This window comes from Streptomyces sp. NPDC016459, assembly GCF_040632845.1.
Lineage (GTDB): Bacteria > Actinomycetota > Actinomycetes > Streptomycetales > Streptomycetaceae > Streptomyces.
In genome coordinates, this window is sequence record NZ_JBEYCR010000005.1 from 32,862 (window position 1) to 55,242 (window position 22,381).

23 protein-coding genes are annotated in these 22,381 nt (G+C 72.5%); 9 read left to right on the forward strand and 14 right to left on the reverse strand.

Going from position 1 to position 22,381, the window contains the following annotated elements; translation table 11 throughout:
• Positions 1-53 precede the first annotated feature (53 nt).
• The gene (locus ABZ567_RS14890) at positions 54-1,880 is read right to left on the reverse strand and encodes an IucA/IucC family protein (RefSeq protein ID WP_360788907.1); all 1,827 of its coding nucleotides are present in this window, start codon (positions 1,878-1,880) and stop codon (positions 54-56) included.
• A gap of 47 nt (positions 1,881-1,927) precedes the next feature.
• Between ABZ567_RS14890 and ABZ567_RS14895 the strand changes: the two genes are divergently transcribed.
• Positions 1,928-3,466, forward strand: a complete 1,539-nt coding sequence (locus tag ABZ567_RS14895) for an IucA/IucC family siderophore biosynthesis protein (protein ID WP_360788910.1) — start codon at positions 1,928-1,930, stop codon at positions 3,464-3,466.
• A gap of 81 nt (positions 3,467-3,547) precedes the next feature.
• On the opposite strand, the gene ABZ567_RS14900 is transcribed toward ABZ567_RS14895, so the two are convergent.
• Positions 3,548-3,730 carry a hypothetical protein gene (locus ABZ567_RS14900; protein WP_360788912.1) on the reverse strand — a complete coding sequence of 61 codons (183 nt, stop codon included), beginning with the start codon at positions 3,728-3,730 and terminating at the stop codon, positions 3,548-3,550.
• Between the two features lie 358 nt (positions 3,731-4,088).
• On the opposite strand from ABZ567_RS14900, the gene recA reads away from it, so the two are divergent.
• Both recA and recX read left to right on the forward strand, forming a co-directional pair.
• Entirely contained in the window at positions 4,089-5,231 is a 1,143-nt protein-coding gene (gene recA, locus ABZ567_RS14905; RefSeq protein ID WP_360788915.1) for a recombinase RecA, read from the forward strand.
• Between the two features lie 4 nt (positions 5,232-5,235).
• Entirely contained in the window at positions 5,236-5,802 is a 567-nt protein-coding gene (gene recX, locus ABZ567_RS14910; protein WP_360788918.1) for a recombination regulator RecX, read from the forward strand.
• A 156-nt stretch (positions 5,803-5,958) separates the two neighbouring features.
• Here the strand turns inward: recX and ABZ567_RS14915 are convergent, their stop codons facing one another.
• The 8 genes from ABZ567_RS14915 to ABZ567_RS14950 all read right to left on the reverse strand — a co-directional run bounded on the left by ABZ567_RS14915 (position 5,959) and on the right by ABZ567_RS14950 (position 12,422).
• Positions 5,959-6,366, reverse strand: a complete 408-nt coding sequence (locus ABZ567_RS14915) for a rhodanese-like domain-containing protein (RefSeq protein ID WP_360788921.1) — start codon at positions 6,364-6,366, stop codon at positions 5,959-5,961.
• Entirely contained in the window at positions 6,363-6,929 is a 567-nt protein-coding gene (locus ABZ567_RS14920) for a cysteine dioxygenase (protein ID WP_360788923.1), read from the reverse strand. Before ABZ567_RS14920 ends, ABZ567_RS14915 begins: the two co-directional genes overlap by 4 nt.
• 87 nt (positions 6,930-7,016) lie before the next feature.
• Complete coding sequence (locus tag ABZ567_RS14925) at positions 7,017-7,103, reverse strand: putative leader peptide (RefSeq protein WP_351482515.1); 87 nt, start codon at positions 7,101-7,103, stop codon at positions 7,017-7,019.
• A 32-nt stretch (positions 7,104-7,135) separates the two neighbouring features.
• Entirely contained in the window at positions 7,136-8,872 is a 1,737-nt protein-coding gene (locus ABZ567_RS14930; protein WP_360788926.1) for an FAD-dependent monooxygenase, read from the reverse strand.
• A gap of 194 nt (positions 8,873-9,066) precedes the next feature.
• Complete coding sequence (locus ABZ567_RS14935) at positions 9,067-9,957, reverse strand: amino acid ABC transporter permease (protein ID WP_360788929.1); 891 nt, start codon at positions 9,955-9,957, stop codon at positions 9,067-9,069.
• Entirely contained in the window at positions 9,954-10,628 is a 675-nt protein-coding gene (locus ABZ567_RS14940) for an amino acid ABC transporter permease (RefSeq protein WP_360788931.1), read from the reverse strand. The genes ABZ567_RS14935 and ABZ567_RS14940 overlap by 4 nt, the downstream gene beginning before the upstream one ends.
• 121 nt (positions 10,629-10,749) lie before the next feature.
• Positions 10,750-11,571: a glutamate ABC transporter substrate-binding protein gene (locus ABZ567_RS14945; protein WP_360788934.1), complete on the reverse strand. Its 822-nt coding sequence runs from the start codon at positions 11,569-11,571 to the stop codon at positions 10,750-10,752.
• Positions 11,572-11,624: 53 nt separating this feature from the next.
• The gene (locus tag ABZ567_RS14950; RefSeq protein WP_360788936.1) at positions 11,625-12,422 is read right to left on the reverse strand and encodes an amino acid ABC transporter ATP-binding protein; all 798 of its coding nucleotides are present in this window, start codon (positions 12,420-12,422) and stop codon (positions 11,625-11,627) included.
• 285 nt (positions 12,423-12,707) lie between these two features.
• Here ABZ567_RS14950 and ABZ567_RS14955 point away from each other — a divergent pair, with 285 nt between their 5' ends.
• On the forward strand, positions 12,708-13,421 hold the full coding sequence (locus ABZ567_RS14955) for a response regulator transcription factor (protein WP_360788939.1): 714 nt from the start codon (positions 12,708-12,710) through the stop codon (positions 13,419-13,421).
• A 17-nt stretch (positions 13,422-13,438) separates the two neighbouring features.
• Positions 13,439-14,866: a HAMP domain-containing sensor histidine kinase gene (locus tag ABZ567_RS14960; protein WP_360788942.1), complete on the forward strand. Its 1,428-nt coding sequence runs from the start codon at positions 13,439-13,441 to the stop codon at positions 14,864-14,866.
• Positions 14,867-14,971: 105 nt separating this feature from the next.
• Here ABZ567_RS14960 and ABZ567_RS14965 read toward each other — a convergent pair whose 3' ends face one another.
• On the reverse strand, positions 14,972-15,970 hold the full coding sequence (locus ABZ567_RS14965) for a TAXI family TRAP transporter solute-binding subunit (RefSeq protein ID WP_360788945.1): 999 nt from the start codon (positions 15,968-15,970) through the stop codon (positions 14,972-14,974).
• A gap of 470 nt (positions 15,971-16,440) precedes the next feature.
• Positions 16,441-17,112 carry a DedA family protein gene (locus ABZ567_RS14970; RefSeq protein WP_360788947.1) on the reverse strand — a complete coding sequence of 224 codons (672 nt, stop codon included), beginning with the start codon at positions 17,110-17,112 and terminating at the stop codon, positions 16,441-16,443.
• Positions 17,113-17,253: 141 nt separating this feature from the next.
• Between ABZ567_RS14970 and miaB the strand changes: the two genes are divergently transcribed.
• Together miaB and ABZ567_RS14980 are read left to right on the forward strand one after the other, a co-directional pair.
• Positions 17,254-18,783 (forward strand): tRNA (N6-isopentenyl adenosine(37)-C2)-methylthiotransferase MiaB, encoded by a 1,530-nt coding sequence (gene miaB, locus ABZ567_RS14975; RefSeq protein ID WP_360788950.1) that lies wholly within the window; start codon positions 17,254-17,256, stop codon positions 18,781-18,783.
• Between the two features lie 101 nt (positions 18,784-18,884).
• Entirely contained in the window at positions 18,885-19,619 is a 735-nt protein-coding gene (locus tag ABZ567_RS14980) for a class III extradiol dioxygenase subunit B-like domain-containing protein (RefSeq protein ID WP_360788953.1), read from the forward strand.
• Positions 19,620-19,848: 229 nt separating this feature from the next.
• Here the strand turns inward: ABZ567_RS14980 and ABZ567_RS14985 are convergent, their stop codons facing one another.
• The gene (locus ABZ567_RS14985; protein ID WP_360788957.1) at positions 19,849-20,244 is read right to left on the reverse strand and encodes an antitoxin; all 396 of its coding nucleotides are present in this window, start codon (positions 20,242-20,244) and stop codon (positions 19,849-19,851) included.
• A 68-nt stretch (positions 20,245-20,312) separates the two neighbouring features.
• The gene (locus ABZ567_RS14990) at positions 20,313-20,606 is read right to left on the reverse strand and encodes a hypothetical protein (protein WP_360788960.1); all 294 of its coding nucleotides are present in this window, start codon (positions 20,604-20,606) and stop codon (positions 20,313-20,315) included.
• Positions 20,607-20,793: 187 nt separating this feature from the next.
• On the opposite strand from ABZ567_RS14990, the gene miaA reads away from it, so the two are divergent.
• Both miaA and ABZ567_RS15000 read left to right on the forward strand, forming a co-directional pair.
• Positions 20,794-21,732: a tRNA (adenosine(37)-N6)-dimethylallyltransferase MiaA gene (miaA, locus tag ABZ567_RS14995; RefSeq protein WP_360788963.1), complete on the forward strand. Its 939-nt coding sequence runs from the start codon at positions 20,794-20,796 to the stop codon at positions 21,730-21,732.
• 108 nt (positions 21,733-21,840) lie between these two features.
• Positions 21,841-22,350 (forward strand): hypothetical protein, encoded by a 510-nt coding sequence (locus ABZ567_RS15000; protein WP_360789829.1) that lies wholly within the window; start codon positions 21,841-21,843, stop codon positions 22,348-22,350.
• Positions 22,351-22,381 lie beyond the last annotated feature (31 nt).

Below are 22,381 nucleotides of genomic sequence, written 5' to 3' on the forward strand. Positions count from 1 at the left end.
GGCGGGGGCTCGCCGCGGGGGCCGACGCGAAGCGGGGTCCGAGCCCGGGCCGACTACGGGAGGTGCCGTGCCCTGCCGTCCGCGAGCGGGTTGGGCACGGGGCAGTAGTGGGGGGCGGTCGCCTCCGCGCCGACCCAGCGGGAGAGCAGGTTGGCCTTGCCGGGAAGGGTGGGGGAGTCGAGCAGCTCCTTGACGTCGGGAAGCACCGGCATGGGGCCGCCCCGCTCGAACTCGGCGCGGGCCAGGGCCCACAGGGCGGGGCCGGACCCAGGGAAGCGGTGGGTGAGCGCGCCGGCGATCTCGCAGAGGTTGTTGACGACGAGGCAGTAGACAAGTCTGCGCCAGGCGGACTCGCGGGGCGTCGGAGGCATCGTCCTGGCGCCCTCCGCGTCACGGAACACGGACTGGACGGGGACGCCGCGCGCGTCCACGCCGATCAGCGTGTTCTGCAGATGGCACTCCACGACGACGCCGAAGCGGACGAACGCCTCGAGGACGGGCGCCACGACACACCGCAGATACGCCGACCACCACGGCCGGGGATCGTCGATCCGGTCGAGGGGATTGCCGGGAAAGCCCTCGGCGAGCGCGGCGGCGAGCACGGCGGTCGAACCGGGAGCCAGGTGACGGTCGAGGCCGTCCCGGACGACGACGGCGCAGGTCTCGAACAGGCCGTCCACCGTGCGGTAGCCGCGGTCGCTGAGCCAGCCCGCCGGGCCGTCCATGGCGGCGAAGGCGGCACTGACCAGCGGATCCGTACGGCGCACGTGGAGCAGTTCGTGGCGGCGCATCCGACGGACGTCGTTGGTGATCCGGACGTCGAGACTGAACTTCAGGAACAGGTCCCCGCCGTCCCGGGAGGCGTCGCCCGGAACGTGCAGGGTGCGCACGGATGCCGTCGGCCGCGCGGGCCGGGGCGTGACGCCCAGCCGGACGAGGCGGCCCTCGGCGAACGCGGCACGCACGCGCGTGGACCGCTCGGACAGTTCCAGCTGCCAGGGGTGGGCGGGCAGCAGACGGTAGCCGGGGGGAGCCTCGCCGAGGGCGTCCAGAGCCCCGGTGTCGCCGTCCTCGACGACCGCGTCGTCGCGTACGCCGAGCAGCACGAGCGGGAACCGGGCGTACGCCTCGGGCGCGTAGCGCAGCCAGGCGGCAGCCGGGCCGTCGCAGGTACGCGCCTTGGGAGCGGGATGGCAGGGGTGACCCATGACCAGTGCCTGTTCGGAACGGAGCCAGAGGTCCTCGGGCGGCGCCGTGCGGGCACGCGCGGCGAGCATGGCCCTCACCGCCGTACGGCTGGCGGCCATCTCGGCGGCCAGGGAGGGGTTGGGGCGGCCGGTGGAGGCGCACATCTCCTCGACGGCGAGGTCGACGAGCCCGGCATGGCGCAGGGGCCGCCAGGCGCGCCCCGTCCACAGCTCGGCACCGGAGGGGCGGTGGCCGGGGCGGACCCGTAGGAGGCGACCGGTGCCGCGGAGACGGTGGACGGTGTGGGCGGGGGTGGCGGGGGTTGGGCTCGGCGGCAGGTTCGTCGCCGGGTCCTTCGCCGGGTCCTTCGCCGGGTTCTGCGCCGGGTCCTCCGGCAGGTCCGTCGCCGGGTCCTTCGCTGGGTTCTGCGCCGGGTCCTCCGGCAGGTCCGTCGCCGGGTCCTTCGCCGGGTTCTGCTGCAGGTCCGTCGCCGGAGCCTCCGCCGGGTCCTCCGGCAGGTTCGTCGCCGGGTCCTCCGTGACGCCCGCCGCCTGGCCCTCCGCGAAGTCCTCCTCCGCACCCCCCGCCACGCCCTCCGTCGGGTCCCCCGCAGGGTCCGCGGCCTCGCGGAGCAGGCAGGTGAGCAGGGGCGTCACCGCCAACGCGTCGGCGGTCCGCGTGAGTGCGTTCATCGCCCTCAGTATGTGTGGATCGCACGCGGCCGCGATAGAACATCCGCATGTGCCGAACTGCCGCGGAGCGGGCCGTCGCCGCCGAGCTGGAGGCGATCCGGCCGGGGCTCACGGCCCCGTACGCCGCGGAACTCCCCGGCGCCAGGGCCGCGGTGCTGACCCGGCTGTGGCGCGGTCTCGTCCACGAGCCGCTGCCCTGGATCGCCGCGCGTACGGGCGACCGTGAAGGCGTCTCCCTGCGCCTGGACGACGGGCGGCGGCTGCACGGCCCCGCCTCCGATCCCTGGGCGACGGCGGCCTCGGTGACCGGCCTCGACCTGGACGGCGTCCGGTACGACCATCCGGCTGAGCTGGTGGCGGCCCTGGCCGTGCCAGGAGGCGGCCGGTTCGCCGCCGAGCTCGACCACAGCGTGGCGTCGCTGGCCCTCTCGCGCACGGCTCCTCGGCGAGCGGCCCCGCCGGCCCACCCGTGGGAGTGGGAGCAGACGGACACCGACGGGCATCCGTACCACCCGGGCTGCCGCTCCCGGCCAGGCTTCTCCGCCGCCGAGCAGCTCGCGTACGCCCCGGAGCACCGGCCCCTGGTCGCCCTGCGCCTGGCCCCGGTCGAGGGGGCCGCCGTGTCGGGGGCATGGCCCCGCGAGCTGCGCGACGGCGCCGCCGTGCTGATCCCCGTACACCCCTGGCAGGCCGAGCACGTCCTGGCCGGCCTGCCGCTGCGGCCCGGTCCGACCGGGCACCCCCTGCTGTCGCTGCGTACGATCGACGTCGGCGGGGACACGCACGTCAAGACGGCGCTCAGCACGCGGCTCACGTCGACCGTGCGGGACATCTCGGCGTACACGGTCACCCACGCCGTGGCGACGTCCGACTTCGTCGAGCGGCTCGTACGCCGTCTCGACGGGCGTCTGCGCATCGCGCGGACGGTCGCGGTGGCGGGGGCGGGAGACGCCGACCTGGCGGCGCTCCTGCGCGAGTCACCGCACGTCCACGCGGACGCGGCGGCCGGGGAACGGGTCGTGCCCGTCGCCGTCCTACCTGCCCTGCTCGCACCTCACGCGCCGGAAGAGCGGCTCGACCGGGTCGTGGAGTTCGCGCACCTCGCCCTCGGTGCCTGCCTGGACCTGCTCGACCTCGGGGTGGCCCTGGAGGCGCACGGCCAGAACCTGCTCGCCGTCGTCGATGCCCAGGGCCGGACGAGGCGCCTCGTCTACCGCGACCTCGCCGACATCCGCATCAGCCCCGCCCGTCTCGCCCGGCACGGCGTGCCGGCCCCGCCGGTGAACGGCCGGCTCCTCGACGACGACCCGGCCGCGCTCCGCCGCAAGGTCCTCGGCAGCCTGGTGACCGGGGCACTCGGCCCCCTGGCCGGCGACGCGCCCACTCTCGGCACCGTCCTGGAGGCGGCGACACGGGACCTCGCACCCACCCCGGACCTGCGCGCCCTGCGGACGGAACCGCTCCCGGCGAAGGCGCTCACCCTGATGCGACTGGATCCGGACGGCGGCGGGGACCTGTGGACGGGTCTCCCCCAGCCCGTGTCAGCCGGTCGCGACCGCCAGGTACGGCGGGTTCGCCGTGGCTGACTGATCGGCGTGTCCCTGCGGAGCGTCACAGCACACGCCGGGTACGCGGTCCACGTCGAGGAGGACAAGCCGGGGCTCCGGTCACCATGCCTTGATGACCGGAGCGTCAGGTTCGTGCTGTTCCCAGGCGCCGTTGAGGCGGGCCAGCCGGCCCCGGCTGGCCTCGAATCGATCGACGGCTGCGCTGTCCATGCGGAGCACCCCATGGCGGGTGTGGTTCCCGTGGTACCTCAAAGCCGGCGGCCGGATCTGCTGCAGCTGCATGGCTCGGCTCCTGTCTCGTTGGCGTGCGCCTTGAACGGGACGGAGTCCTGATCGCTGACAGGACAGGAGCCCAATGTGATGTGGGTCACCTCTTGCCGCGCGCTCTCCTTCGATGAGGCTGATCAAGGTCAGCGGTCACGGGGCAGGCGGGGCAAGGGGTGTGGCCCGGGCGTGGCGCGCTTGACACTAAAATCGAACATCCATTCTCATGGAAGTCCGGCCCTGGGAACAGCGGGCTCGGCGCGGGCCTGCCGACGAGTTGTCCACAGGCCGGAGGGGACGTCGGGGCCCATTGTCAGTGGCAGGGGTTAGCGTCTTTCACATGAAGCGATCGACTCAAGCAAACCGGGTGGAACCCATGGCAGGAACCGACCGCGAGAAGGCGCTCGACGCCGCACTCGCACAGATTGAACGCCAATTCGGCAAGGGCGCCGTGATGCGCATGGGTGACCGCGTCCAGGAGCCGATCGAGGTGATCTCCACCGGATCGACCGCCCTCGACATCGCGCTCGGTGTCGGCGGACTGCCGCGCGGCCGTGTCGTGGAGGTCTACGGACCGGAGTCCTCCGGCAAGACGACCCTCACCCTGCACGCCGTCGCCAACGCGCAGAAGGCCGGCGGCCAGGTCGCCTTCGTGGACGCCGAGCACGCCCTCGACCCCGAGTACGCCAAGAAGCTCGGCGTCGACATCGACAACCTCATCCTGTCCCAGCCGGACAACGGCGAGCAGGCCCTCGAGATCGTCGACATGCTGGTCCGATCCGGCGCCCTCGACCTGATCGTCATCGACTCCGTCGCCGCGCTCGTCCCGCGTGCGGAGATCGAGGGCGAGATGGGCGACTCGCACGTCGGTCTCCAGGCCCGTCTGATGAGCCAGGCGCTCCGGAAGATCACCAGCGCGCTCAACCAGTCCAAGACCACCGCGATCTTCATCAACCAGCTCCGCGAGAAGATCGGCGTGATGTTCGGCTCGCCGGAGACCACGACCGGTGGCCGGGCCCTGAAGTTCTACGCCTCGGTGCGCCTCGACATCCGTCGCATCGAGACCCTCAAGGACGGCACGGACGCGGTCGGCAACCGCACCCGCGTCAAGGTCGTCAAGAACAAGGTCGCGCCCCCGTTCAAGCAGGCCGAGTTCGACATCCTCTACGGCCAGGGCATCAGCCGCGAGGGCGGTCTGATCGACATGGGCGTGGAGCACGGCTTCGTGCGCAAGGCCGGCGCCTGGTACACGTACGAGGGCGACCAGCTCGGCCAGGGCAAGGAGAACGCCCGTAACTTCCTGAAGGACAACCCCGACCTCGCCGACGAGATCGAGAAGAAGATCAAGGAGAAGCTGGGCGTCGGCGTCCGGCCCGAGGCCGCGAAGACGGAGCCGGTGACGGACACGGCCGCTGCCGCCGCAGCGGACGCGACCGGCGCGGACGATGCCGCCAAGAGCGTCCCGGCACCCGCGAGCAAGACCGCGAAGGCGACCAAGGCCACCGCGGTCAAGAGCTGAACCGGTGACCGGTCGCACCGAATGGCCGGGTGACAGCCCCGAATCGTCGAGGGCCGAGAAGGAGCTGTCACCCCAGGATCCGGCGGAGCGGGCGCGGGCGATCTGTCTGCGCCTGCTCACCGGAACCCCCCGCACGCGCAAGCAGCTCGCCGACGCGCTGCGCAAGCGGGAGATCCCCGATGAGGTGGCGGAGGAGGTCCTCTCCCGCTTCGAGGACGTCGGGCTCATCGACGACGCCGCCTTCGCGGGGGCCTGGGTGGAGTCCCGCCACCACGGCCGGGGCCTCGCCCGCCGGGCCCTCGCCCGCGAGCTGCGGACCAAGGGGGTCGAGCCGACCCTCATCCAGGAGGCGGTGGAGCAGCTCGACTCCGAGCGGGAGGAGGCCACGGCGCGCGAGCTGGTCGCCCGCAAACTGCGCGCCACCCGGGGTCTCGACCGCGACCGGCGGCTGCGCAGGCTCGCCGGGATGCTCGCCCGCAAGGGGTATCCCGAGGGCATGGCCCTCCGCGTCGTCCGCCAGGCGCTGGAGGCGGAGGGGGAGGACACGGACGGGCTGGACGAACCCTTCTGATCTCCGGGGGGAAATCAGAAGGGCTCGTCGCCGGGGGGTAGCGGGGACCGTCGACCACGGAAGACTTCCCGGAGCCCGGAGCCCGGAGCCCGGAGCCCGGAGCCCGGAGCCCGGAGCCCGGAGCCCGGAGCCCGGAGCCCGGAGCCTGCGGCTCCGTCAGTGTCGGGTCGTCGGGGGGAGGACCGGGAGGCCCTCGGCCTGCCACGCCTGGAAGCCGCCGATCAGGTCGGTCGCCCGGTGAAGGCCGAGCCGACGCAGCGACTCGGCCGCGAGGGAGGAGGCGTAGCCCTCGTTGCACAGCACCACCACCCGCAGATCGTGGTTCACGGCCTCCGCCGCCCGGTGGCTGCCCTGGGGGTCGAGCCGCCATTCCAGTTCGTTGCGCTCCACCACCAGCGCGCCCGGGATCAGCCCGTCCCGCTCCCGCAGGGCCGCGTAACGGGTGTCCACCAGGAGCGCGTCACCCGCCTCGTACGCCTCGAGGGCGGCCCGGGGCGAGATCCGGTCGAGCCCCGACCTGACCCGCTCCAACAACTCGTCGATGCCTACGCGTTCGTCGCTCACTGCCAGTCCTCCGGACGCTCGACCTGCTCAAGACGGAGCACCGCCCCGGTCCGGCTGAACCGCCGGATCAGCGGGAGCGGCGGGTAGTAGGCGTGCACGGACACCGCGTGGGTGTCCGGGGACTCGTTGAGCACCTCGTGCACATGGTGGGAGCCGAAGGCGCGGCTCCCACCCGGTCCGAGGCGGCGGGAGCGGTCGAGCCCGTCGGTCAGTTCCAGGGTCTTCCAGCCGCTAGCCGGTAGCCGGACCGCGAGCGCGTTCTCGGTCAGCGTGCCGCGCGCGGTGGCGAAGGCGCCCAGTGACTCGGCGTGGTCGTGCCAGCCGGTGCCGGTGCCCGGAGGCCAGCCGATGAGCCAGGCCTCGCTGCCGCCGGGGCCTTCGAGCCGCACCCAGGTACGGCCCTCGGGGTCGAGTGGCAGGGAGTCGACGAGTTCCCGGTCGGTTGCCGTGCGCCGGACGAAGTCCAGTAGATCGGCCGCCGTCGGAGTGTGGGGATCAGTAGCCGGGGAGGGGGTCGGGGAGGCAGAGGGGGATGGAGAGGGCGCGGGGATGTGGAGAGACACGGGTGACCGTCCTGAGGTTCGCGAAGAACGCGCGACGGCACACGGACGCGGTGCGTCGGTGGCGGGGCGCGCAGGGAGAGGGCGAGATCAGCAGGACGGGCGACACACGCAGCCCGCATAGCGGACGAGATCCATATGGACCCTCCGCCACAGGCGCACATAGGTGTCGGTCACGCTCCGGAGTACACCACGCGCGCCTGCGGGAATCAACGCATGTCCGCCGTGCGGGCACCTTTCGGGGACGCCGGAGCGGGCACCTCGGCATCCGCCCCGGTGCCTGCCCCGGCGCCCGGCCCGCCACTCGACGCGTCGCTCACCTCGTCGGCCGTCTCGTCCGTCGCCGAGCCGCCGCGGGCCGCGTCCGCCGCCGCGTACAGCTCGTCGGGGCGGACCCCGGAGAACGCGGCGACGAGGTGCCCGTCGGGCCGTACGAGCAGGACGGCGTGGGCCGGAGCACCCGGGTACGCCTCGGTGACCAGGATCTCCGCCTTGGCGGGGAGGGCGCGGACCGCCTCGTCCAGCCGGGGCATCATCCCCGCTCCCTGCCAGTGGCGCCGGTCCCACACCCCGGTGCCGGGTGCGACCAGGAGGACCAGAAACCGGCCCTGACCGAGCCGGTCCCTGAGCCGTACGGTCGCGCCGTCCGGGGCGGTCACGCGGACGTCCTCGACCGGGGCGCCCACCGGGGTGCCCACGGGGGACCGGCCCTCGCTGTACGGCGCGGCGAGGGGGGAGTGCGGGTAGGCGGGGGGCGCGCCGAGCGGGCCGCGCCCCACATGGCCGTCGGTCAGCAGGGCGTCGTGACCGCGCGCAGCGCCGGGCAGGTAGGTCCGCAGGCCACCGCCGCCGCGCAGGACCGGCAGCGACTGGTCCGCCGCGCGCAGCCGGTGGGCGACGGCCGCGCGCCGCTCACTCTGGTAGCTGTCGAGCAGCCGGTCCGGGGCGCCGTGGTGCCAGGTGTGGGCGAGTTTCCAGGCGAGGTTGTCCACGTCCCTGAGCCCCTCGTCGAGCCCCTGGGTGCCGACCGCGCCGAGCAGGTGCGCCGCGTCCCCGGCGAGGAGGACCCGGCCGACCCGCCAGCGACGGGCGAGCCGGTGGTGCAGGGTGTGCACGCCGGTGTCGATGAGTTCGTACGGGGGTGTCACCTCGTCGCACCAGCCGGCCAGGGTCTCGCGGATCCGGCCGACCAGCACGTCCGGGGTGACGAGGTCACCCCGGGGCGGCAGCAGCCAGTCGATCCGCCACACCCCGTCGGGCAGCGGTCGGGCGGTGATCTCGTCGGCGGCGCCCCGCCACGGGGGCTGACGGTGCAGCAGGGCTTCGCCGGGCCAGGGGAGTTCGGTGCGCAGGGCGGCGACGGCGTGCCGCTCCACCGCCGTACGCCCGGGGAAGCGGATGCCGAGGAGCTTGCGTACCGTCGAGCGGGCTCCGTCGCAGCCGACGAGGTGGCTGCCGCGCCACCAGGTGCCCTCCGGTCCCCGGGTGTGGGCGACGACCCCGTCGCGGTCCTGCTCGATGGTGTCGAGCCGGGCCTCGGTGACGAGCTGGACGAGCTTCTGGTGGGCGATGGCGTCGCGCAGCCCGCGTGCGAGGGCGTGCTGGGGGATGTGCAGCGGCGCGGCCGGGGCGGCCGGCGAGGACGGGTCCTCGGACCACTCCTCCGTACCGCTGAGGCCCGGGTCGAGTGCGAAGTGGCGCACCTGCTGGCGCCGGCGCATACCGCGCCAGCCGACCCAGCGGACGCCCTCGTCACGGAGGGTGGTGCAGCCGAGGCGCTCCACCATGGCGGCCGTGTCGGCGCGCAGGACGACGCTCCGGGCGGGGCGCGGCTCGTCCTTTCCGGAAGTCTCGTCGAGGACGACGCTGGGTACGCCCTGCGCGGCGAGCGCGAGGGAGAGCGCGAGGCCGACCGGCCCGGCGCCCACGATGATCACCGGGTCCACGGCGCGGCTCCTGACGGCCGGACGGTCATGGGGGCAGCACAGCTGAGTGTGGCACGAGCCCGGTGCTTGATCACAGAACGTATGCAACCCACTGAGGGTGCTTGCGTCAAGCGACGGGGTGGGCGCGGTGCGGCCCGACCTGTGGTCGGTGCCGCTCCGGCCCACCCCTGTTGTCCCACGGACCCCCGGAGGGGTCAGGCGCCGCTGACGGTCTTCGTCGGTACCTCGGGGGCTCCCGCCTGGGCGGGGAGCGTCACGGCGGGGGACTTCTTGCCGCGACGGAGGCGCTTCTCCAGCCAGCTCGCGAAGCTGGTCAGGGCGAAGTTCAGGGCGATGTAGATCAACGCGATGACCACGAGGGTGGCGATCGTGTTGGCGCCGTAGTTGGCCGTGATCTGCCGGTTCTGGCTGAGCAGCTCCGAGAAGCCGAGCAGGGCGCCGCCGAGCGCGGTGTCCTTGACGATCACGACGAGCTGGCTGACCAGGGCCGGGAGCATCACCGTCACGGCCTGCGGCAGCAGGACGTACATCATGGTCTGGCCCTTGCGCATGCCGAGCGCCACGGCCGCGTCGCCCTGGCCGCGGGGCAGCGAGAGCACACCGGCGCGGACGACCTCGGCGATCACGGAGGCGTTGTAGAGCACCAGGCCGGTGACGACCGCGTAGAGCGGGCGGTAGTCGGAGCTCACGGCCGTGAACTCCCGGTAGACCTGGTTGGCGAACACCATCAGGAGGAGTACCGGGATGGCGCGGAAGAACTCCACGACCGCGCCGACGGGCACCCGTACCCAGCGGTGGTCGGAGAGTCGGCCGATGCCGAGGACGGCGCCGAGGGGCAGCGCGATCAGGATGGAGAGCGCGGCGGCCTTGAGGGTCTCCATGAGGCCCGGCAGCAGGTACGTCGTCCAGACCTCGGAGTCGGTGACGAACGGGCTCCACTTGTCCGCGTCCAGCTGGTTCTTCTCGTCCAGGGCGGCCAGCACCCACCAGCCGGCCAGGACGAGGACGACCAGGAAGGCGATCGTGTAGAGGACGTTCCGCCGCTTGGCGCGCGGTCCGGGGTTGTCGTACAGGACGGAACTCATCGCTTCACCGCCAGTCGCTTGGCCGCCCAGCCCAGGAAGAGGCCGGTGGGGAGGGTGAGAACGATGAAGCCGAAGGCGAAGATGCCGAAGACCACGAAGAGGGCGTCGGCCTCGTTCTCGACCATCTCCCTCATCAGGACCGCCGCCTCGGCGGCGCCGATGGCGGCCGCGACGGTGGTGTTCTTGGTCAGGGCGATCAGGACGTTGGCGAGCGGAGCCACCGCGGCGCGGAACGCCTGCGGGAGGACCACGGACGTGAGGACCTGAGTGAAGGTGAGACCCAGCGCGCGAGCGGCTTCGGCCTGACCCGGCGGGACGGTGTTGATGCCCGAGCGCAGCGCCTCGCAGACGAAGGTGCCGGTGTACGCCACGAGGCCGAGGATCGCGAGCCGGAAGCCGATGTCCTCCGAGCGGTCGCCGCCGAGTGTGATGAGCAGGGTCTGGTTGAGACCCAGCAGACAGGCCACGATGACCACGGTCAGCGGGGTGTTCCGGACGAGGTTGACGTACGAGGTGGCGAAGCCGCGCATGATCGGGACCGGGCTGACCCGCATCGCGACCAGGGCCGTGCCCCAGATCAGCGAGCCGATCGCCGAGTAGAGGGCGAGCTGCGCCGTCACCCAGAAGGCGCCGAGCAGGTCGTACTGCCCGGAATCAAGAAAGTCGAACACGATGCCCCGCGCTCTCCCCTGGTGGTCGGTCGGTGTGGAGGCCGTGCGTGGGCAGCGGCCGGTGCCGGTCCGTGACGGCCGCCCCGAGCGGGGCGGCCGTCACGGACCCGGGCGGGACGGGTCAGCCGACGATCTTCGGCGCGGGGTCGTTCTTGTAGCCCGACGGGCCGAAGTGCTGCTTGACGAGCTTGTCCCAGCTGCCGTCGGAGACCATCTTCTCCAGGGCCTTGTTGATCTTGCCCTTGAGCTCGGCGTCGCCCTTCTTGAGGCCGATGCCGTAGTTCTCGTCGCTCATGGAAAGCCCGGCGAGCTTGAACTTGCCCTGGTGCTCCTTCTGGGCGGCGTAGCCCGCGAGGATGGAGGCGTCCGTGGTCAGGGCGTCGACGGCCTTGTTCTCCAGGCCGGTCAGGCACTCGGAGTAGCCGCCGAGCTGCTGGAGGTCGGCCTTCGGGGCCAGCTTGTCCTTGACGTTCTGCGCGGAGGTCGAGCCGGTGACCGAGCAGAGCTTCTTGGCGTTGAGGTCCTCGACCTTGGTGATCGAGGCGTCGTCGGCACGCACCAGGAGGTCCTGGTGGGTCACGAAGTACGGGCCGGCGAAGTCGACCTCCTTCTTGCGCTTGTCGTTGATCGAGTAGCTGGCGACGACGAACTTGACGTCACCGTTCTTGATCAGGTTCTCGCGCTCGGCGCTCGGCGCCTGCTTCCAGTTGATCTTGTCCTCGGCGTAGCCGAGCTCCTTGGCGACGTAACGGGCGACGTCCACGTCGAAGCCGGCGTACTTGCCGTCCGGGGTCTTCAGGCCCAGGCCGGGCTGGTCGAACTTGATGCCGATGTTGATCTTGTCACCGTTGCTGCCGGAGTCCGAACCGCCGCCGCAGGCCGTGGCGGTCAGGGCGAGGACGACGGCGGCCGCGGCGGCCGCGGAGGTGGTGCGAAGCTTCATGGAGGAATGTCCCTTTACTAGGCGTGAGTTGGGAAGAATAGGCCCGAACTCACTCAGTGGTGAAGGATCTTGGAGAGGAAGTCCTTGGCGCGGTCACTGCGCGGGTTGCTGAAGAACTCCTCGGGCGTCGCCCGCTCGACGATCCGTCCGTCGGCCATGAAGACGACCCGGTTGGCGGCGGAGCGCGCGAACCCCATCTCGTGGGTGACGACCACCATCGTCATGCCGTCCCGGGCCAGCTGCTGCATGACCTCCAGGACCTCGTTGATCATCTCGGGGTCGAGGGCCGAGGTCGGCTCGTCGAAGAGCATGACCTTCGGGTCCATCGCCAGCGCGCGGGCGATCGCCACGCGCTGCTGCTGGCCACCGGAGAGCTGAGCCGGGTACTTGTCCGCCTGGGTGCCGACGCCGACCCGGTCGAGCAGGGCGCGGGCCTTCGTCTCGGCGGCCTTCTTCTCCGTCTTGCGGACCTTGATCTGCCCCAGCATCACGTTCTCGAGCACCGTCTTGTGCGCGAAGAGGTTGAAAGACTGGAACACCATGCCGACGTCGGACCGCAGCCGGGCCAGCTCCTTGCCCTCCTCGGGCAGCGGCTTGCCGTCGATGGTGATGGAGCCGGAGTCGATGCTCTCCAGCCGGTTGATCGTGCGGCACAGCGTCGACTTGCCGGACCCGGAGGGTCCGATGACGACCACGACCTCGCCGCGGCTGATCGTCAGGTCGATGTCCTGGAGGACATGCAGCGCGCCGAAGTGCTTGTTCACGCCGGACAGGACGACCAGGTCGTCCGCGGCGTGCGGGGTGTCCTCGGGCCCTCCGGGCACTGGCTGGGACACAGACTCTCCGCTCATCGGGCTCTTGCTCCGTCCTCCTCGGTTGGGGAGGACACTAGAGACCCACTGTGATGACCGTCATCACATCTGAGCGGAAATTGAGGATAACGATCCGGCCGCAACCCGACACAGTGGGTGAAGGGGGCGCCTCAGGCCGTACCGGCTGCACAACGGAAACGGCGGCGTCACCGGGGGACACTTGACTGTGACACCGAAGATCGGTGTTCATGCCCAGGTACCACCTGGTACACAGACTCGTACACAGAGAGCCGCCATCGGCAGATCACCACGGAGGAGGTACGTATGCGACTGCTGCTCGTCGAGGACGACGACCACGTCGCCGCCGCCCTCTCCGCGATCCTCGCCAAGCACGGCTTCAGCGTCACCCACGCCCGCAACGGCGAGGAGGCGCTCCAGGCCGTCCTGCCCACGGCGCAGGGCGAGCGCCCGTCCTACGGGGTGATCCTGCTCGACCTCGGCCTCCCCGACCAGGACGGCTACCAGGTCTGCGGCCGGATCCGGAAGCTCACCACCACCCCGGTGATCATGGTGACCGCGCGCGGCGACGTACGCTCCCGGATCCACGGGCTCAACCTCGGCGCCGACGACTACGTCGTGAAGCCCTACGACCCCGGTGAGCTCCTCGCCCGGATCCACGCGGTCAGCCGGCGCCACGCCGGCGCCGAGGAGACGGGAGGGACCGGCGCCGGCTCCGACGGCACGCAGTTGCGGCTCGGCTCCGTCACCATCGAACTCCCCACCCGCCGGGTGAGCGTCGACGGCGAGAGCGTCCCCCTCACCCGCAAGGAGTTCGACCTGCTCGCCCTCCTCGCCCAGCGCCCCGGAGTCGTCTTCCGCCGCGAGCAGATCATCAGCGAGGTCTGGCGCACCAGCTGGGAGGGCACCGGCCGCACCCTGGAGGTCCACGTCGCCTCCCTGCGCTCCAAGCTGCGCATGCCCGCCCTGATCGAGACCGTGCGGGGCGTCGGCTACCGCCTGGTCGCCCCCTCCGCGTAAGCGCCGGACGGCCCTCCGTGCGCACCCGCCTCCTTCCGCTGCTCATCATCCTGATGGCCGGCGTCCTGCTCGCCCTCGGCTTCCCGCTCGCCGCCAGCCTCGCCGCGTCGGAACAGCAGCGGGTCGTCGTCGACCGGCTCGACGACGCCGCGCGCTTCGCCGCGCTCGCCCAGTTCGTCAGCGAGACCAATCCCGGCGCCGACGAGCGACAGACCACCCTCGGCGGTGAACTCGCCAGCTACCACGACGTGTACGGCATCCGCGCCGGCGTCTTCTACCGGAACAACCGCTCCATGGCCGCCGCACCCGAGGACTGGGTCGTCCCGTACGAGGGGGAGGGCCGCCGCGCCTTCCGCGAGGCGCTCCTCGGCCGCCGCAGCCACGACCCGCCCCAGGTGTGGCCCTGGCAGCCCCACGCACGGCTCACCATCGCCTCCCCGGTCGTCCGCGACGGTGACGTCGTCGCCGTCGTCGTCACCGACTCGCCCACCGGACAGCTCCGGTCCCGCATCCTGCGCGGCTGGCTGCTCATCTTCGCGGGCGAGTCCGCCGCCATGCTGCTCGCCGTCGCCGCCGCCTTCCGCCTCACCGGCTGGGTCCTGCGCCCGGTCCGCGTCCTCGACTCCGTCACCCACGACATCGCCACCGGACGGATGAACTCCCGTGTCGCCGCGACCGGCGGACCCCCCGAACTGCGGCGGCTCGCGCTCTCGTTCAACGAGATGGCCGACAACGTCGAGGAAGCGCTCGAACAGCAGCGGGCGTTCGTCGCCGACGCCTCCCACCAGCTGCGCAACCCATTGGCCGCGCTGCTCCTGCGGATCGAACTCCTGGCTCTCGAACTCCCCGAGGGCAACGAGGAGATCGCCTCCGTACGGACCGAGGGCAAGCGCCTCGCCCAGGTCCTCGACGACCTCCTCGACCTGGCGCTCGCCGAACACGCGGCCGCCGAGCTGCGGCTCGTCGACGTCGGCGCGCTCACCGCCGAGCGGGTCGTGTCCTGGCGGCCGGTCGCCGAGGACAAGGGCGTCCTGCTGACCGCGCAGTGCGGCGCGGTCACGGCCTGGGCGGACCCGGTGGCCCTCTCCAGCGCCCTGGACGCGGTGATCGACAACGCGCTGAAGTTCACGCCGGCGGGGGAGGAGGTCACCGTCACGGTCGCGGTGACCCCGGGCGGGGCGAGCGTCTCCGTCGTCGTCGCCGACCAGGGACCCGGCCTCACGCAGGACGAGCTGGCCCGCGTCGGTGACCGCTTCTGGCGTTCAGGACGGCACCAGAACGTCAGGGGCTCGGGGCTCGGCCTGTCCATCACGCGCGTCCTGCTGACGGCGGGCGGCGGAAGCCTCACGTTCGCCCCGAACGAACCGCACGGGCTGCGGGTGACGGTCACCGTCCCGCGGCACGCGCCCCCGGACGCGGCGGAGCGGGGCTTCGCCGAGCGGTAGGCCCCGGGCTCCCGGCTCCTCTGCGCCGTGGCTCGACGGCTTCACCCGGTAGGCCCGTGCCCCGTGGCTCTACGGCTTCGCCCGGTAGGCCCCTGCCCCGTGGCTCTACGGCTTCACCGAGCGGTAGTAGCGGCGGGCGCCGTCGTGGAGGGCGAGCGGGTCCGTGTAGACGGCGGTCCGCAGGTCCACCAGCTGGGCCGGGTGGACCTTGCTGCCGATCCGGTCCCGGCTCCTGATCACCGTACGGGTGAAGCCCTCCACCAGGTCCGCGTCGGCCTCCTCCGTGGTGACGAGGAGGTTCGCCACGGCGAGGGTCTCGATCGGCTGGCCGTCCTGCGCCTTGGCGTACGCGTCCGCGGGGATCACCGCCGACCGGTAGTGGCGGGTCGAAGAGCCCACGTCGTGGAGCCGGTCCACCAGGGCCGTGTCCAGCGGGAGCAGCCGGACCTCGAAGCGCTCGGACAGCGTCTGCACCCCGTGCGTGGGCAGTCCGCCCGACCAGAAGAACGCGTCGAGCCCGCCCCGCTCCAGGAGCCCGGGCATGGTGTCGATGCCCGCCGAGACCGCCTTGATGTCACGTACGGGGGTGAGGCCCGCCGCCGCGAGGACCCGGTCCGCTATCAGGCGTACCCCGGAACCGTCCTGGCCGACGCCGACGCGCAGGCCCCGCAGGTCCTGCACCTTCTGCACCGAGGAGCCCTTGCGCACCAGGAGCTGCACGTAGTCGTCGTAGAGGCGGGCGCAGCCGCGCAGCCGCTCGAAGCCGGGCCTGCGCTCGCGCTGGTACTGGGCCACCGCGTCGGCCGTCGCGATGGTGAAGTCGGCCTCGCCCGAGGCGACCCGGGCCAGGTTCTGCTGGGAGCCCTCGCTGTCCTTGAGCGTTATCGAGACCTCAGGCAGGTCCTGGGCGAGAGCCTGGTCGAGGAGTTTCCCGTACCGCTGGTAGACGCCGCTGGGCACGCCCGTACTGAACGTGACCGAACCGCTCGGCACGGGTGACCCGAAGGGCATCAGCCACCACACCAGCACCCCGCACACCGCGAGCAGCGCGGCCGCGACCACCAGGACGCGGCGGCGGACGGCACGGGAGAGGGAGGCGAGCATGCCACGATCCTGCCAGGTCCCCGCCGCCCCTGGCCAGGCTCGCCGGCGCCGGACCGGCGGACGCCGGTACCCGTCGCCTCACCCCCGTCACGGCGGGGAGGCGGCGGACCGGTCGGACCCGGCGGCCCGGCCCGAGCTGCGCGCCCTGATCGCCGGCCCCTTGGCGACCCGGGGCCGGGGCCACTGGGTGAAGGTCTTCGACGGCGTGGACGCCCGGGGGACCCCGGTCCTCACCGGCCGCCGAGGCCGCCGAGGCCGCCGAGGCCGCCGAGCACCAGCTGTTCGCCACCCGCGAGGCTTCGTGCGGATCGGCGACACCCTCCGGCCCGCCCCGCTTCGACCGCACCCCCGCGGAAACCCCCGGCCGCGCCCCGCTCCCCGGGCGAGCACACCGCCGAGGTCCTCACCGATTGGCGCGGCCTCTCCTGACGGAGAAGTACCCGGGCCCCGGTGGATTCGTCGGCCGGGGGTCACGCGTCGCGCTGCTGCCGGTCCTGGCTGCGACCGCGCAACCGGACCGTCACATAGGCCGCGACGGCGACGACGACGAGGACGACGATCACCTTGGACAGGACACCGACATAGGTCCCCACGACGTCCCACCGGTCGCCCAGCCAGTAGCCGGCCATGACGAGGACGCTGTTCCAGATGAGGCTGCCGAGCGCGGTGAGCATGAGGAACAGGGGCATCGGCATCCGCTGGACGCCGGCGGGCACCGAGATCAGGCTCCGGAAGACCGGCACCATCCGGCCGAGGAACACCGCCTTGGTGCCGTGCTCGGCGAACCACTCCTCCGTACGGACCAGGTCCGAGGCCTTCACCAGCGGCAGCCCGCCCCAGATCCGGTGCATCCGCTCCCGCCCGAAGAGCACCCCGATCCAGTAGAGCGCGACCGCGCCGACGACCGAGCCGAGCGTCGTCCAGAACAGTGCCGAGGCCAGGCTCAGCACACCCTGGCCCGCGGCGAAGCCGGTCAACGGCAGGATGACCTCGCTGGGCAGTGGCGGGAAGAGGTTCTCCAGGGCGATGGCCAGACCGGCTCCCGGGCCGCCCATCGTGTCGACAAGGTCGGCGACCCAGCCGGCGATACCGCCGGCGGGCTGCTGGGCCTGTGCCAGTGGCGTCAGGGGCGTGAGGGGCATGAGGGACTCCAAGCGGGCGACGACGGTGACGTAGGTCGGGTACCCCGTGTCTCGTCCTCGAACGGCGGAACGGCCGCGCGGCGCCGTGGCCCCGCCCGGACCCGGGAGGAGCCCCGCCCCGGACCGCCTACCCTTGGACGCATGACGAGCAGCAGCGACCGGAGCACCGCAGTGAGCGTTGACGGCACCAAGACCTATGAGATCCGCACCTACGGGTGCCAGATGAACGTCCACGACTCCGAGCGGCTCTCCGGTCTGCTGGAAGAGGCGGGTTACGTCAAGGCTCCCAAGGGCTCCGACGGAGACGCCGACGTCGTCGTCTTCAACACCTGCGCGGTCCGCGAGAACGCCGACAACAAGCTGTACGGCAACCTCGGCCGGCTCGCCCCGATGAAGACCACGCGCCCCGGCATGCAGATCGCCGTCGGCGGCTGCCTCGCCCAGAAGGACCGGGACACCATCGTCGCGAAGGCCCCCTGGGTCGACGTCGTCTTCGGCACGCACAACATCGGCAAGCTGCCCGTCCTCCTGGAGCGCGCCCGCGTCCAGGAGGAGGCCCAGATCGAGATCGCCGAGTCGCTGGAGGCCTTCCCCTCCACGCTGCCGACCCGTCGCGAGTCCGCCTACGCCGCCTGGGTCTCGATCTCCGTCGGCTGCAACAACACCTGCACCTTCTGTATCGTCCCGGCCCTGCGCGGCAAGGAGGAGGACCGGCGCCCCGGCGACATCCTCGCCGAGATCGAGGCACTGGTCGCCGAAGGCGTCTCCGAGATCACCCTGCTCGGCCAGAACGTCAACGCGTACGGCTCCGACCTCGGTGACCGCGAGGCGTTCTCCAAGCTGCTGCGCGCCTGCGGGCAGATCGAGGGCCTGGAGCGGGTCCGCTTCACCTCCCCGCACCCCCGCGACTTCACCGACGACGTGATCGCGGCGATGGCGGAGACGCCGAACGTCATGCCGCAGCTGCACATGCCGCTCCAGTCCGGTTCGGACGCGATCCTCCGGGCGATGCGCCGCTCGTACCGGCAGGAGCGATTCCTCGGCATCCTGGAGAAGGTCCGCGCGTCCATCCCGCACGCCGCCATCTCCACCGACATCATCGTGGGCTTCCCCGGCGAGACCGAGGAGGACTTCGAGCAGACGATGCACACCGTCCGCGAGGCCCGCTTCGCGAACGCCTTCACCTTCCAGTACTCCAAGCGCCCCGGGACCCCGGCGGCCGACATGGAGAACCAGATCCCCAAGGCGGTCGTGCAGGAGCGCTACATGCGCCTCGTCGCCCTCCAGGAGGAGATCTCCTGGGAGGAGAACAAGAAGCAGGTCGGCCGCACCATCGAGGTCATGGTCGCCGAGGGCGAGGGCCGCAAGGACGGCGCCACGGACCGTCTCTCGGGCCGCGCACCCGACAACCGGCTCGTCCACTTCACCAAGCCGGACGAGGACGTCCGCCCCGGCGACGTCGTGACCGTCGAGATCACGTACGCCGCCCCGCACCACCTGCTTGCCGAGGGCCCGGTCGCGTCGGTACGCCGCACCCGTGCCGGTGACGCCTGGGAGAGGCGCACCGCCGAGACGGCCGCGAAGCCGACGGGCGTCCTGCTCGGCCTGCCGAAGATCGGCGTCCCGGAGCCGCTCCCCGCCGCCGAGGTCCCGGCCTGCGCGAGCCACTGACACGAGCGCGGCTCCGCGCCGCATCCGGCTGAGCCCGTGCCCCACGGCCCGCGCGCAGGGGAACACGGGTACCGTCCGCACCGCGCAGTAGGCTCTGGATCATGCTTGTCGCCGCCGCCGTCTGCCCCTGCCCGCCGCTCCTCGTGCCCGAGGTCGCGACCGGCGCCGCCCCCGAGCTGGACGCCGCGCGGGCGGCCTGCACGGACGCCGTCGGGCTGCTCGCCGCCGCCCGCCCCGACCGGCTGTACGTCGTCGGCCCTGCCCCTGAGGGCGGTGTCTTCGCGGCCGGTTCGGCGGGCACCTTCGCCGGTTTCGGCGTCGACCTCGCGGTACGGCTCGGCGAGAGCCCGACGGAGGACGGCCCGGCGACCGGTGGCGCGCCCGCCGACGACCGAGTCCTCCCCTCCGCCCTCGCCGTCGGAGCCTGGCTCCTCGGCCGGTCCGGCTGGGCCGGCGCGCCGATCGAGGGCCTGGGCGTCGACGAGGGCGCCAAGCCCGACGTCTGCTCCGGCATCGGCCGAGAGCTCGCCGCCTCCGCCCCACGCGTCGCCCTCCTGGTGATGGGGGACGGCAGCGCCTGCCGGACCGTGAAGGCCCCCGGTTACCTCGACGAGCGGGCCGCCGGCTTCGACGCGCAGGCGGCCCGTGCGCTCGGCACGGCCGACGTGACCGCGCTGCTCGCCCTGGACCCGGAACTCGCCCACGCGCTGAAGGCGGCCGGCCGCGCCCCCTGGCAGGTCCTCGCGGGCGCGGCCGAGGGAGCGGGACTGGAAGGACGGCTGCTCTTCGAGGACGCGCCGTACGGGGTGGGGTACTTCGTGGCGGCCTGGTCCTGAACCGAGATGAGAACGACCGACGGCGCGGGAACGACTGGCGGCGCGGGAACGACCGAAGGCGCGGGAACGACCGAAGGCGCGAGGACGACTGACGGCTCCGGAAGCGCCCGAGGCCGACGAGAGCGACCGACGGCGGCGCGTACAGCGGACGGCGAACGGCGGACGGCCGCGGAGCGAGATGCTCCGCGGCCGTCCGCCGTGCGGAGGGACCGTCGGGTGGCGCCGGACGTCAGACGGCCGGCGGCGGTGTCGTACCGCCGGTGCCGGGACCGGCGGTCCCGGGCGTGCCGCCGCCCGGCGTACCGTCGTAGCCCGTCGTCCCGCCGGTTCCGGGTGTGGCGCCGTGTCCGGGTGTGGTGCCGGTTCCGGGCGTGCCGCCCTGGCCGGGTGCGGTGCCGGTTCCAGGTGTGGCGCCGTCCTTGTGACCGATTCGGTCCAGCGCTTCCTTGGCCTTGCCCGTGCCGGACTGGATCTTGCCGCTGTACTTGCCCTTGGTCTTCTCGTCGACCATCCTCGCCGCCTTGTCCAGGCCGTGGTTGATCTTCTCGCCGTGCTGCTGCGCGAGGTCCGCGACCTTGTCCTTGGCGGGGCCGAGCTTGGCCTTGAGCGAATCCAGGAGACCCATGGGAACCTTCCCTCCGCGGACCCTCGGGGGTCCGTGTTCCGTGTCCTGCCCCCAGGACCCCCGGGGGCCTAGCGACGGGCGCCTTCGCCCGCCTCGTTGTCCGCGGCGGCCTCGGCCGACTGCTGCTTCGGGATGTCCACGGCCTCGGCGGCGGCCTCTCCGGCCACCGTCCCGTCCGCTTCGACGCCGTCCGTGTCCTCCGTCCGGCCCGCACTCACGGACTCGTCCGCGACCGAGTCATCGGCTTCCACGGTTTCCACCGTCCCGGTCCCGGCCACGGCCTCCGGAGCGTCGGTCCCGGACTCCGCGTCGCCGTCCTCCGCCGGAACGACGGCCCCGGCTTCCTCCGACTCCGGGGACACCGCTGCCGCATCCTTCTTCTTACGGCGAAACATTGCAAAAACGCCCATATTCACTCCATAGCGTACTCGGATGGGAGGGGTTCCGTGGCGATCGGCGGCCGGAACCTCGCAACAGGCAACGAAGCCGGATGGGGCCCGTCACGTCGCTCATTCGGGGACGGGCCGGGATGTTTGCGAGACTGGGGCAGTGAAAAGCGCAGCTCCCGCCCCGCGGGTCATCGCCGTCGTCGGCCCCACAGCGGCCGGAAAGTCCGATCTGGGTGTATTCCTGGCTCAGCAGCTCGGGGGCGAGGTCGTCAACGCAGACTCGATGCAGCTCTACCGGGGGATGGACATCGGGACAGCCAAGCTGACGCCCGAGGAACGCGGCGGTGTCCCGCACCACCTCCTCGACATCTGGGAGGTGACCGAGGCCGCCAGCGTCGCCGAGTACCAGCGGCTCGCCCGCGCCGAGATCGACCGGCTGCTCGCCGCCGGCCGCACCCCCGTCCTCGTCGGCGGTTCCGGTCTGTACGTACGGGGCGCCGTCGACGCCCTGGAGTTCCCCGGCACCGACCCCGCCGTCCGGGCCCGCCTCGAGGCGGAGCTCGAAGAGCGCGGCTCCGGCGTCCTGCACGCCCGCCTCGCCGACGCCGACCCCGAGGCGGCCCGCGCGATCCTGCCCAGCAACGGGCGCCGTATCGTCCGGGCGCTGGAGGTGATCGAGATCACCGGCAAGCCCTTCACCGCCAACCTGCCGGGGCCCGACTCCGTCTACGACACCGTCCAGATCGGCGTCGACGTGGCCCGCCCGGAGCTTGACGAGCGGATCACCACCCGCGTGGACCGGATGTGGGAGGCCGGCCTCGTCGACGAGGTCCGCGCCCTGGAGGCCCGGGGGCTGCGCGAGGGGCGCACGGCCGCCCGTGCCCTCGGCTACCAGCAGGTCCTCGCGGCGCTCGCGGGGGAGTGCACCGAGGACGAGGCACGCGCGGAGACCGTGCGCGCGACGAAGCGCTTCGCCCGCCGACAGGACTCGTGGTTCCGCCGCGACCCGCGCGTCCACTGGCTCAGCGGAGCCGCCGAGCACCGGGGGGAACTCCCCGGAGAGGCGCTGTCGTTGGTCGAACGAGCGGTTACAGCCTGATCACGTGATGGCATCGGGACGCCCTGCCCGTCATCCCGGCGGTCGGGAGCGTGCCATCATCGAGCATCGATCGACCAAGTGGAGTCCGAGTGGGGAGGGCGCGTGGCGATGGAGGCCGGCCCTCGCGACAGAGAACAGCACGACGCGGTCCTCGGTGACCCGACGGCTGACCCGCTGGGTCGTCGTCCGGCGGACGCCGACGCCCTTCCGCTCGGCGCCGCGGGACTGACCCCGGACGGCCCGGACGACGTGGCGGGCACCGCCGTCGAGGTGGACGCCGTCGAGGTCGAGGTCGAGCTTCGGCCCCAGCGCCGGCTGCGGATCTGGCAGCTCGCCCCGATCGTGGGCCTGGCCGCCGTCGGCTCGCTGATGTTCGCCTTCCCGCTCGCCTTCGGTTCGGGGGACGGCGGTGCCGTCCTCGCCATGCTCGGACTCCTGATCAGCTCGTGCGCGGCGGGCTGGGGCATGATGGCCGCCCGCAAGGTCGGCTACACCTGGCCGGGGCTCCCGCAGCGCGGTTCGGGCGAGCGCCCGGACTGGCGATTCCTCGCGCTGTACGTGTCGACGACCGCGGCCCTGGTCGCCCTCGCGGTCTGGCGCGTCGCCCGCCTGCGCTGAGCGCACGACCGAGCCGGCTGCCGGGGCCACC